The organism is Caulobacter sp. BE264 (genome assembly GCF_031457805.1).
GTDB lineage: Bacteria > Pseudomonadota > Alphaproteobacteria > Caulobacterales > Caulobacteraceae > Caulobacter.
Window position 1 is genome coordinate 14,779 of sequence record NZ_JAVDXI010000012.1, and the last position, 10,906, is coordinate 25,684.

Below are 10,906 nucleotides of genomic sequence, written 5' to 3' on the forward strand. Positions count from 1 at the left end.
GGGCCGCCTCGATTAAAGACCGGCTTGGCCTCTCACGATGCGCCGCACGATCCTAAAGGACGCCCCAGGGTTCGGTGCGGTGATCAACGCCGCCCAGGTGGTCATCGATGCGGCCACCCTCTGGTCAGGCCGCGCAGCGCCAGCCCCCGCGAAGACAAGAGCGGCCAGGCGGCCCTTGCGGGTCTGGCGGGACGGACCTTTGTGGGACGGCCAAGACGTCGCGGCTCAGGATGGGCCGCCGGGCGTTGCGCCCGTTGCATCAGCGCTCTTTGCGATCCGATCGATTGGAAAGGGCTTTAGACCCCGGCCTCTTCACGGCGCTTGAGGTCTTCGAACCCGCGAGGGTCTTCGCCCATGGCCAGGGCTTCAGTGCGCGTCCACACCCGGGTTTGGCGCCCCTTGGCGATCTTGATCTCAACGCCGCGACAGCGGATGCCGCGCGCCGGTGAGGTGCAGCAGGTCACAAGCTTGGCGCCGACCCAGTCGTCGCGATCAAAGGTGATCAGGCCAGGCCGCTCGCCGTCATCGCCGGTCGCCTCGAAGGCGGCTTGCATCGCGTCAAGGATGGGGTCGATTTCGTCCTGGGTCATCGGGCGGCGATAGGTCGATTCCGCGCCCCATCACGCCTTGGATCCTCACGCCGCAGACCTTGGCCCACAGGAAAAGGCCGGCGCCGACGCCAGACGCGGCCGATCCCGACGGATCGACCGCGCCGCCTCTCGCTCAAAGCCGACGGGCGGCCCCAAGGCCGCCCGTCCCTGCCCTACGGGGCCTCTTGAGGCCAGGCTTCGACCTCAACCGCAGGGGCGGCGGACGGCTTGGGCGGCAAGCCGCCCAAGGCCGCGTCCAGGCAAGGTGCGAGCGCCGCCTCGCCGTCCTGGCCGACGTGGTGCGACGCCTCGTGGGCCACCTCGTGGGCCTCAGGCGCAATCGCTGGGTGATCGGCGCGGTCGCGACCCTCGTCATCCGCCGGGACCTCGGCGCACGGACAGGCCGTGCGCAGGACCGGCGGCAGCCAGCCCGCCGCCACCAAAAGCGGCTCGGCCGCCTCGATCATCTGCGGCTTCTTCAGACCCGAAAGGCGCTCGGCCGCCACCGCCGACACCCCCTCGCTGACCGCCGCCATGATCTTGGCCTTGGTCACCCGGCCAAGGTAGCGCACGGCGGTGGGCTTCCAATAGGCCAGCATGTCCAGGTTCAGCGCCGTGGCCAGGGCCTCGACATGGCCCAGCACCGCCTTGGGACGGCGCTCCCAGGCCCGCACCGCATCGAGCGTCAGGCTCACGCAGTGGGCCAGGAGACAGGCGCGGCTGTCGCCGTCGAGCCCGACCACGAAGGCCCATATGTCCTCGGGCGCGCCCGGGACCTGCCGCGCCCAATGCCTGTGGCGCTCGGCGATGGCAAGGCCCGCCGGGCTCTCCTCGATCCCTTCGCCAAAGTCCTTGAGGTTGCGAGACCCCCAGCGGATATCCAGGCACGAGGCCGAAGCGCCGAACGCAAACACCCGGCTGACCAGGGCGTGGACCAGGGCCAGCTGCGCAAGATCAGGGTGCTGGGCCAAGGCGTCGCGCAAGGCCGCCGTGCGATGGGCGGTGAGTTCGGCGATCACCCGCTCGGGCAACGGGGCGCTTGCGTCGCCATCGGGCTCCTCGGCCGCCTCGCCTTCGGGGTCGCCTGCGCCCTCGCCTGAGCCGGCGCCCGCGCCGTCCTGGTCGTCAGGATCAGCCCCGCCGACCGCCCCGGCGCAGCCGGCGTCCTCGAACGCCTGCTTGGGCGCCGCCTCGCGCGCCGGATCGGGCGGCTCGGGGCGAGGTTCGTCCTCGGGGCGCACAAAGCCCCGGTCGATCCGCGCCTCGCCATAGGGCAAGAGCACCACCATCACCCCGGCGCGCGCCTTCTCCTGCGGCGTATAACCATAGTCCTGGTCCAGCGCCTCCAGCGCCGTAGCGATGGCCTCAAAGCGCGCCGCCACCTCCGGCGGCGGCGGATCGATCTGGGCCCACTGCGCGGTCAGGGCGGCGTCTTCGGCCCTGAGCGCCTCTGCCAAAGCGGCCTCCTCTGGCGTGCGCTCCAGCGGATGTTCCCAGAGACGCGCACAGCCATGGCCGTGCGGGAGCTCCAGATGGGCGCTGGCCCATTTCCAGCCTTCGCGGTCGCGAACTTCCTGGGCGAGCGCGGTGAGCTTTTCAGCCACCAGCCGGTCGAGCAGCCCCACGTCCTCGACCCAGCCGCCGCCGTCCTCGGTGAAGAGGTCGCGCAAGACCGCGCCCCCGGCCGCGACATAGGCCTCAAGCCCTAAGAACCGCACCCGGCGGTCGTCCGAAGCGACCTTGGTGTCGGTCATGGCTCGGCGGATGGCGTAGGGCTGGCGGCCGTTCGGCGAGAGCTGTTCATAGACCTGCCATTGGCGCTCAGGATCGGGATTGACCGCAAAGGCCATGACCTGCTCCAGGGTCAGGGCCTCCTGACGATAGAGGTCCAGCAGGGCTGGGGCGACCGCGCCCAGGCGCAGGCGCTGGCGCACGGTGTCGGGCTTGATCCCGAACCGGGCGGCGATCTCCTCGGCGCCATAGCCCTTGCGCTCGGCCAGGTCCTTGAAGGCCTCGAACTGGTCGGCCGGATGCATCGGCTCGCGGCTGAGATTCTCATCCATCGACACCTCGGAAGGATCGTTGACCGTATCGACCACGCAGCGCACCAGTGCGCCCCTGGCCAGGGCCTTGCGCTTGGCCAAGAGCCGCAAGGCCTGGCGCCGTCCCTCCCCGGCGCTGACCAGATAGTAGCCGGTCTCGCGCCCCGCCTTGATCTCCGGCTCGACCACCAGCGGCTGCAAGACGCCCTTGTGGCGGATCGAAGCGGCGCGCGCGGCGATCACCTCGGCGCTATGGCCCACCCGGCGCACGTTCTTGGGCGATGCCTTGAGACGATTGAGCGGGATATCGCGAACCTCGCCGTACTGAACGCTGATGGCGCCGGGCTTGGCGACCAAAGCGTCAGCGACGGTCGCAGGGGTTGGTTGGGGGGTCATGTCCGTCTCCTTGGGTCAGGGTTTGCAGGCTCGCAAAGCGCGCCTTCAAACCCTGCCCAGCGGCGAGCGGGGGGTGCAAGCGGAGGGGCGTCTTCGCGGGGACCCGCCTGCAGGGCGCGACGTCGCGACGAGACCGCCCGCCGACACGCCCGAAGGTGGGCGGAAGACGATCCGAAGCGCGCCGGGGGCGCCAGCCCCAAGCCAAGGCCGACCCAGGGTCGGCCGCTTGCGCACCCGCAAAGCGGGGCGCTCATGACCATGAAGCCTGCCAGGAGACCGCGCCCGGCGCGGTCGGGAAGCGGCGTCGAGCGTGCGGCGGCGGCGCGCAACCTCCTTGCGCGCCGCCCGTCAGGGGCGCGCCCGAGGGAGCGGCGAACGCCGCGGGACCGAGCGCGACCGCCGCACGCTCACCAAACACCCGGTTCGGAGAGAAGGCTTTGCCCACAACAGACCCAAGGCCCGCCCCTCGCCGCCAAACGCCGCGATCCGCGCCATGACCAGAGGGGGCCGAACGCCCCGTTGCGGCATAGATCGCTCGCGAACGCCGCTCACCGCCCGCACCGGTCATTGATCCCAGATCGGCTTTTGGGCTTTCCGGTCACCCAACGGCACTCTGAGGCGGGCCCGGAACGCGCGGCCCCGCCCCGTCCTCAATGAACCCAAACCCGCAAAGTCATCGCGCGCGCCGCGCGATCGCCGTATCAGTGATGATGAGGCTCCAGGGGTCTGCGCCAAAGCGCCTCGCCCCTGGACTTTGACGGCCTAGCATCGCCACGATGATGGGTACATGACCTTGGCTAAACGCGAAAGGACGACGAGATGGCGTTGCTCGACGAGCTCAAGGCTGACCAACTGGCGGCGCGTAAAGCCAACGCCCGTCTCAAGGCGGACCTTCTGACCACACTGATCGGCGAAGCGGCTCAGATCACGACCGAAGAGTTCAAGCGCGGCGTGACGGAGGTCACCGACGACAAGGTCGCTGCGACCCTCGCCAAGTTCGTGAAGAGCACGAAACAGACGCTGGAAAATCTCGCGACCGAACGCGCGCGCCGCCTTCAAACCGGTGGCGATGCGTCAAAGGTGGACGAGCGGATCACGGCGGCGGAAGCCGAGCTGGCGGTCCTGTCCGCCTATGGCCCAAAGCAGATGAGCCCGGCGCAGCTGCGCGAGGTCATTGATGCGTTTCGGGCCGACACCCCGGGCGCCAATGTCGGCATGATCATGGCCCACCTGAAGGCCAACTTCGCGGGTCAGTATGATGGCAAGGCGGCCAGCGCCCTGGCCAGGGATTAGGTCTAAAGGACGATCGCTCCAGACCCGCAGGCGAACACGCCGCGCCTCACGGCGATCAGGGCCTCGCCCGCGACAAGGCTCACAGCGCGACAAGGCGCGCCCCGGCCAGCCCGTCAAGGCTTGGCCCACGCGCCCGCAAAGCGGGCGCTCATGACCATGAAGCCTGCCAGGAGACCGCGCCCGGCGCGGTCGGGAAGCGGCGTCGAGCGTGCGGCGGCGGCGCGCAACCTTCTTGCGCGCCGCCCGTCAGGGGCGCGCCCGAGGGAGCGGCGAACGCCGCGGGACCGAGCGCGACCGCCGCACGCTCACCGAAAACTCAGGCTGCGGCGATCCACAGAAAAGCGGCCCGGAGCCAGGCTGACCTGATCGGCGCCTAGACCCGCTCGGAAAACCGCTCGAAGGCACTGATCTTGCGGGTCGGCAGGTGGACTTCGCCGCGATAGATCTGCGTTTGCAGATAGTCGAGCTCGGCGGCCAGATCCGCCTCCTCGACATCGATCCACCAGGCTCTAGGCGAGGGCCCCGCCTCGCCGTTCCAGCGATAGCCGCGCGCCTTCAAGACGTCTTTCAGCTCAAACGGCGAATTCTCCGCGAAGACACGCACCGTAGGCTTTCGAGCGGCGATCAAGAGCGCCTGCAGTCCGCTGCCGCTTGATCCCGCGAGTGGCGCAGCCAGGATCTCCAGGGTCGCCAGGCAGTCATGATGGGCGCGATGGCCATCGTGGAAAAAGCCGTACGATGCGGCGAGGAAGGCAAGCTTCCCGCTCTCATGCCCCGCCGCCCGCCAGTCGATCTGGCTGAATGAGCACGCCCACGGCTTGCTCGCAAAGCCTGGACAGAACCGTTCGGCGAAGCGCCGATCAAAGCTGGCGTTATGGGCGATGATCAAAGCGGCCTCGGCGATGAACGCCTCGACCTCCGCCGGATCGATGACCTCGCCTTCCACCATCGCATCGGTGATGCCGGTGACCTTGGTGATTTCAGCGGGGATCGGCTTGGACGGCTGGCGCAGCCGCGAGAACGGCTCTCCGACCGAGACGATCTGGCCGCCGACGTCATAGGTGAACGGAACCATGCCGATCTCGATGATCTCGTCGACCTTGGGATCAAGCCCGGTGGTTTCCAGGTCGAGGATGACACCCTGGCGGACCTGGCCGACGGCGGGTCTCATCTCAAAGCGCGGCGCGTCCAGCTTGCGCAGCACACGATAGCGGCCGCTGGCCTCGAGGGCCTTAGCCATCGCCTCAAAATCGTCGGGCGCCGGCGTCACTTCAGTGTCGCGACAACCGGGCAGTGATCAGACGGCCGCTCGTCGCTAGCATAGGTCAGCTCTTCAAATCCTGCGAGGTCACGGCTGGCGCGCGCGTCGAGCACAACATGATCGATGAACTCCGAAAAGCGCGGATCGCACTTGGGTCCAACCCCGCCTTCGGCCAGCGACAGATCAGCGTTGGCCGGATCGGCGTCGTCAATCTCGGCCCAGATGACATCACCGCTACGCGCCAGACGGCGGTTGAAGTCGCCCAGGACCGCAAAGCGCGTCGCCTCCCTGGCGCGCGCATCGATCCATGCCTCCAGGATCGGAACCTGACGCATCAAGGTCGCGCAGGCTTCGGCCTTGTCGCCCGAGGCGCAGCCCGACTTCAGGTGCACGGCCAGCAGGCGCAGCGGCGCGCGGCCCGGGGCGCGGATCGTCACATCGACGCCTGAGCGCAGGTTGGGATCGCCCAACTGCAGATCGGTGAGGTCCCGGGTCCGCTCGAAGGCGATCCCCTTGCGAATGGCGAACCCGACAGCTTGGCGCGTCAGGCTGCGCCCCTCCTGACCCCGGCAGGGGAAGCGGTCGCCGGCAGGGCGCTCTTCGATCACCAGTTGATACCGGGACGGATCAAAGACGCGCGCGGCGGCCTTGATCGACTCCACCTCCTGGAAGGCGACGACATCGGCGTTGAGACGATCAGCATAGCTCCTGAGCAAGGCGTAGTCGGCCTCGCTGCGCGGTCGGCAGCCCTGGGCTCCGTCTTGCGCCAGATGCTCCAGGTTCCAGGTGGCGATCCGCAGCGGCTCGGCGGCCTTGGTCGGGCCCGCCGCGCAGGCGCTAAGTGACAGGGCCAAGGCCAGGGCGGTCATACGCTGCAACATCATCATCTCCATCTCATCGCCCCCGTCCTAGTCCAACAGGCGCGAGTCTGGCCAGCCTCGCCTCGCCGTTCTTGCTATCTGGGATTGAGCATCTAAGGTCCAGCGCCATGAGCGATGCGCCAGTGACCACGCCGCACCCCACCGACCTTCATGTCGGCAAGCTGATCCGCGCCTATCGCCTTGCGGCGGGGATATCGCAGGAGGCCCTGGGAGAGTCGCTCGGCGTCAGTTTTCAGCAGATCCAGAAGTACGAGCGCGGGATGAACCGCATCTCGGCCTCCAAGCTCTTCGAAGCGACCCGCCTTCTGCAGATCCCGCCCGGCGCCCTCTTTGAGGGTCTTGAGACCGATCCCGGCGATGGCTTCGCCGAGCATTTCGCGGCGTTCTTCGCCACGCCCTACGCCACGCGTCTGGCCGGTGTGTTCACCAAGCTTGAGCCGCGCCAGCAGCGGGCGCTGACCGAGCTCGCCGAAAGCATGGCTCCCGGCCAAGCCGCGCCCGTTCAGGGCTAGCCGCCCTCGCCTCAATCCCCAACCCTGGCCCAAGACCGATTGACTCTGGGCGCGGCCCTGCTGGCCAACCGCGCCTAGTTCTTCCGCGACATCCCCGAAGGCCCGCCCTTCGGCTTCAACCGTCCCGGCGCCAAGGTCAGCCAGGGCCAGATCGACAACTGGTGGCGCCAGGGGATGATGGGCGGCGCCAAGGCCCACGACGACTGCATCAAGGCCTTCTCGGAAACCGACTTCACCGACGATCTCAAGGCGGTCGATATCCCGGTCCTGATCATGCACGGCGAGGACGACCAGATCGTCCCGATCGCCGACAGCGCTCACCTGGCCATCAAGCTGGTCAAGAAGGGCGTGCTGAAGACCTACCCGGCCCTGCCCCAAGGCATGGCGACCACCCACCCGGAGATCATCAACAAGGACCTCCTGGCCTTCTTCAAGGCGTAGGGACCTTGGGGACCACCGCCACGCCCTAACCGAAGCAAGCCCACGGGCGAGGCCAAGCCTCGCACGAGTGGCGCAGGTTCCTCAAGTTCCCGGCACGGGCTTATCCCCCCCAAGCGTGCTCTCTGGCGGGCTAAAGATCCCCGCCGACCCGCGAACCGCGTGCTGAAGCAGACCGCCCGTAAGACGCCATCATGAACTGACGTCGCGCCGCCTTCCGGACCGAAACCTTCACATACGCGCATCTGCTCAGCGCTCGTCGAGCGCTAGCCCACCATCTTGCTGCGCAAGGCCGTCGGCTACTCCGTGATCGCCGGAAAGGTGAGGATCACCCGCAACCCACCGGCCGGCGCGACGTCCAGCGCCACGCTTCCTTCGTAGAGCTCCACCAGGTCTCGGACGATCGCTAGCCCCAACCCATGGCCAGGCGTTCGCTCATCGAGCCGTTCGCCAAGGCCAAAGACATGCTCGTAGGCTTCTGACGGCAGGCCGGGTCCGTCATCGTCGATGACGATCTCGGCAAATTCGCCCCGACGCCGAACCAGGACCTCTATTTTCGACCTCGCCCATTTTCCCGCGTTGTCGAGGACGTTGCCGACAATCTCGTTGAGGTCCTGAGCGTCGAGCGCGACCATCGGCTGGTCTTGGTAGGTCACGCTGAACGCCACGTCCCGGCGCCCATAGAGGCGTGAAAGCGCCGTGACGACAGGGTCCAGACTCGAGCGCAGATCAGCAGCGATGCCTGGCGAGCGTTTCAACGCCACCGCGCGGGCTCTTGCGAGCTGGTAGTCGATCTGGCGTCGCATCCGCTCGCATTGCAGCTCAATGACGTCGGCGGCGTCGTTTTGCCCAGCGGCGCGCAGCCGCCCTGCTTCGTCTGTCAGCACGGCGAGCGGCGTCTTGAGCGCATGGGCGAGGTTGCCGGCCTGGGTGCGGGCGCGGCGTAGCATCTCAAGGTTCCCCTCCAGCAGAGCATTGAGGTCGATCGCCAGGGGGCGCACTTCACTGGGAAGATCGTCAGGCAAGCGGCTCGCCTTGCCCAAGCGGACAGCCGACAGCGCATGACGCATCCGCGTGAGCGGCCGCAAGCCAAACCAGACCTGAAGCATCGCCGCCCCAATCAGACCAGTCGCGACGATGGCCAACGAGAGGAAGAGCGTCCAGTTGAAGCGTCCCAGAACCTCATCGAGAAGACGCTGCTCCACGCCCATGGCGAGGCGCAAGGGCGGGCCCTGCGGATTGGCCACCGAACGTTCCACTAATCGAAGCTGTCCGGAGGGGCCGTCGATGAAGACATGCCGCTCGACGCCAAGCGCGGGCGGCGGATCGGGCAACGCCAGGTCTCGCCCCGCCAAGGAGGGCGAGGTGATCGCCTGACCGCCGGAGGCTTCCACGCGCCAGTAGAAGCCCGAGTCCTTGGGCAGGAAACGCGGATCGCTGAGGCGCCGGTGCAAGGAGAGCTTGCCGTCTGGCCCAATGTCGAGGAGCGCCGCCAGTTCGGCGGCATGGCCGTGGAGTTCGTCGTCGAACTGTTGGGTCACGTGAGCCCTGAACAGCTCTGACAGCAGGACGCCACTGACCGTGAGGCCGACAATGATCCAGATTGCGGCGCCAACAATCAGGCGGGTGCGGAAACTGGTCCAGAGCCGGCGCATCAGGCGAACTTGTATCCCAGGCCCCGGATCGTGCGGATGGCGTCCTTGCCCAACTTCTTGCGCAGGCGGGCGACATAGACCTCGATAGTGTTCGATTCTCGCGTCTCATCCAGGCTGTAGACATGGTCGATGAGCTCACCCTGAGAGACCACCCGGCCGGCGCGGTGCATCAGATAGGCCAGGACCTTCAGCTCACGGGCGGTCAGCTCGATAGCGTCGTCGCCGCGCTGGACGGTGCCGGCCTCGGGATCGAGCACAATATCGCCGCGGCGCATGACAGACGAGGAGCGGCCCGCCGAGCGGCGCGTCAGAGCCCGCAGCCGCGCCACGACCTCTGCGTTCTGGAAGGGCTTACCCAGATAGTCGTCGGCCCCGGCGTTCAGGCCATCCACACGGTCGGTCCAGGCGTCCCGCGCTGTCAGCACCAGCACCGGCATATCGCGTCCTTCGCGGCGCCATTGTTTCAAAACATCCAGGCCCGAAAGGCGCGGCAGGCCAAGATCCAGCACCACGGCGTCGAAGTCGTTGGTCCGCCCCAGGAACAAGGCCGTCTCGCCATCTTCGGCCTGCTCGACGACAAAGCTGGCTTCCGCCAGCGCCGCAGCCAGGCGACGGGCGATCTCCGGATCATCTTCGACGAGCAGGATGCGAATGGCGGGTCTCCTCTGATTAACACCTCATCATAGCAGCACCGCCTGAAAAGAACCTGACACGGCGCTTTCAGGTTCGTTTCAGCTTCGCTTCAGACAGGCTTCAGGCTGGCGGCGCATCTGGGCGGGATCAAGCCTTGCGAGACGCCCATGCCCCCCGCCCGTCCCCTGATCGCCGCCGCGCTCGCGACCTGCCTTTTGAGCACCTCCGCCTTAGCTGCGGGTCCGATGGCGTTGAGCGCGGCTCAGGAGAAGGCCATGGGCATCGTCCTGGCCACCGCCAAGCCCGCCTCGGGCGCCCCCCTGGCGGCGCTGCCCGGCGCGATCACGCCCCCCCTCAACGACCGGCGAGTGGTCGCCGCCCCGTTCGCCGGCACGGTGACGCGGATCCACGTGCTGGAGGGCCAATCGGTCAGGGCCGGCGCGCCTTTGGTGACCTTGTTCAGCCGCGAGGCGCTAACGGTGTCGTCCGAGCTCGTCCAGAGCCAGGCCGAGCTGCGCGTGGCCGAGGCCGCCGCGCGCCGCCTGCAGCAGCTGGCCAATGAGGGGGTGATCGCCGGCGCCCGCGCCGAGGAGGCCCAGGCCCGCCTCGCCCAGGCTCGCGCCATGGTCAACGAGCGTCGCCGACTACTCTCCGGCGCCGGCGGGACGAGCGGTGAATATGTCCTGCGCGCCCCGATCGCGGGTCGCGTCGCGGCCGTCACCGCCCAGCCTGGCGGCGGCCTAGAGGCCATGGCCCCCGCCGTCACCCTGGACCGCGCCGATCGCCTGTGGGTCGAAGCGCGGGTGTCACCTGAGATCGCGCGAAAGCTGAAGGTCGGCTATCGGGTCCAGGTCGGCGACATCGCCGGACGCATCGTGGCGCTGGGCGCCAGCATAGACCCCAAGACCCGGTCGCTGCCCCTGCGCGCCGAACTCGACACCGCCGTCGGGATTGCGCCCGGCCAGACCGTCACGGTGACAGTTCTGAGCCCCGCCCCGACCGGCGCTCAAGCCATTCCACGCAGCGCCCTGGCCCAGGACAGCGCCGGCGCGCGCGTGTTCGTCAAGACCGCCGCCGGATATGAGGCGCGATCGGTGACCGTGGTGGGCGCGGCGGGCGCCGAAGCGGTCGTCACCGGCCTTTTCCCCGGCGCGCGTGTGGCGGCCTCTGGCGCAGCGCAGCTGAAGTCGGCGCTGGGCCACTAG

9 protein-coding genes and 1 pseudogene are annotated in these 10,906 nt (G+C 68.2%); 4 read left to right on the plus strand and 6 right to left on the minus strand.

Annotated elements, in window-relative coordinates:
• Positions 1 to 296: 296 nt before the first annotated feature.
• Both J2X45_RS19690 and J2X45_RS19695 read right to left on the minus strand, forming a co-directional pair.
• Positions 297 to 590 (minus strand): hypothetical protein, encoded by a 294-nt coding sequence (locus tag J2X45_RS19690; RefSeq protein WP_310218307.1) that lies wholly within the window; start codon positions 588 to 590, stop codon positions 297 to 299.
• Between the two features lie 173 nt (positions 591 to 763).
• The gene (locus tag J2X45_RS19695) at positions 764 to 3,028 is read right to left on the minus strand and encodes a ParB/RepB/Spo0J family partition protein (RefSeq protein WP_310218308.1); all 2,265 of its coding nucleotides are present in this window, start codon (positions 3,026 to 3,028) and stop codon (positions 764 to 766) included.
• Between the two features lie 819 nt (positions 3,029 to 3,847).
• Between J2X45_RS19695 and J2X45_RS19700 the strand changes: the two genes are divergently transcribed.
• Positions 3,848 to 4,321, plus strand: a complete 474-nt coding sequence (locus J2X45_RS19700; RefSeq protein ID WP_310218310.1) for a GatB/YqeY domain-containing protein — start codon at positions 3,848 to 3,850, stop codon at positions 4,319 to 4,321.
• Positions 4,322 to 4,694: 373 nt separating this feature from the next.
• On the opposite strand, the gene J2X45_RS19705 is transcribed toward J2X45_RS19700, so the two are convergent.
• Positions 4,695 to 5,591: a 3'-5' exonuclease gene (locus tag J2X45_RS19705; RefSeq protein WP_310218313.1), complete on the minus strand. Its 897-nt coding sequence runs from the start codon at positions 5,589 to 5,591 to the stop codon at positions 4,695 to 4,697.
• Positions 5,588 to 6,463, minus strand: a complete 876-nt coding sequence (locus J2X45_RS19710) for an endonuclease/exonuclease/phosphatase family protein (RefSeq protein WP_310218314.1) — start codon at positions 6,461 to 6,463, stop codon at positions 5,588 to 5,590. Before J2X45_RS19710 ends, J2X45_RS19705 begins: the two co-directional genes overlap by 4 nt.
• 107 nt (positions 6,464 to 6,570) lie before the next feature.
• On the opposite strand from J2X45_RS19710, the gene J2X45_RS19715 reads away from it, so the two are divergent.
• A complete protein-coding gene (locus J2X45_RS19715) occupies positions 6,571 to 6,975 on the plus strand; it encodes a helix-turn-helix transcriptional regulator (protein ID WP_310218317.1) in 405 nt (134 codons plus the stop codon).
• Between the two features lie 51 nt (positions 6,976 to 7,026).
• Positions 7,027 to 7,416: pseudogene (locus tag J2X45_RS19720) on the plus strand (alpha/beta fold hydrolase); the annotation flags it as partial.
• Between the two features lie 296 nt (positions 7,417 to 7,712).
• On the opposite strand, the gene J2X45_RS19725 reads toward J2X45_RS19720, so the two are convergent.
• Both J2X45_RS19725 and J2X45_RS19730 read right to left on the minus strand, forming a co-directional pair.
• Complete coding sequence (locus J2X45_RS19725) at positions 7,713 to 9,068, minus strand: HAMP domain-containing sensor histidine kinase (RefSeq protein WP_310218320.1); 1,356 nt, start codon at positions 9,066 to 9,068, stop codon at positions 7,713 to 7,715.
• Positions 9,068 to 9,721, minus strand: a complete 654-nt coding sequence (locus J2X45_RS19730; RefSeq protein ID WP_310218369.1) for a response regulator transcription factor — start codon at positions 9,719 to 9,721, stop codon at positions 9,068 to 9,070. Before J2X45_RS19730 ends, J2X45_RS19725 begins: the two co-directional genes overlap by 1 nt.
• A gap of 147 nt (positions 9,722 to 9,868) precedes the next feature.
• On the opposite strand from J2X45_RS19730, the gene J2X45_RS19735 reads away from it, so the two are divergent.
• Complete coding sequence (locus J2X45_RS19735) at positions 9,869 to 10,906, plus strand: efflux RND transporter periplasmic adaptor subunit (protein WP_310218321.1); 1,038 nt, start codon at positions 9,869 to 9,871, stop codon at positions 10,904 to 10,906.

Coding starts and splice junctions, on each gene's coding strand:
- J2X45_RS19690 (WP_310218307.1), bottom strand. CDS start 590: ATGACCCAGGACGAAATCGACCCCATCCTTGACGCGATGCAAGCCGCC.
- J2X45_RS19695 (WP_310218308.1), bottom strand. CDS start 3,028: ATGACCCCCCAACCAACCCCTGCGACCGTCGCTGACGCTTTGGTCGCC.
- J2X45_RS19700 (WP_310218310.1), top strand. CDS start 3,848: ATGGCGTTGCTCGACGAGCTCAAGGCTGACCAACTGGCGGCGCGTAAA.
- J2X45_RS19710 (WP_310218314.1), bottom strand. CDS start 6,463: ATGTTGCAGCGTATGACCGCCCTGGCCTTGGCCCTGTCACTTAGCGCC.
- J2X45_RS19715 (WP_310218317.1), top strand. CDS start 6,571: ATGAGCGATGCGCCAGTGACCACGCCGCACCCCACCGACCTTCATGTC.
- J2X45_RS19725 (WP_310218320.1), bottom strand. CDS start 9,068: ATGCGCCGGCTCTGGACCAGTTTCCGCACCCGCCTGATTGTTGGCGCC.
- J2X45_RS19735 (WP_310218321.1), top strand. CDS start 9,869: ATGCCCCCCGCCCGTCCCCTGATCGCCGCCGCGCTCGCGACCTGCCTT.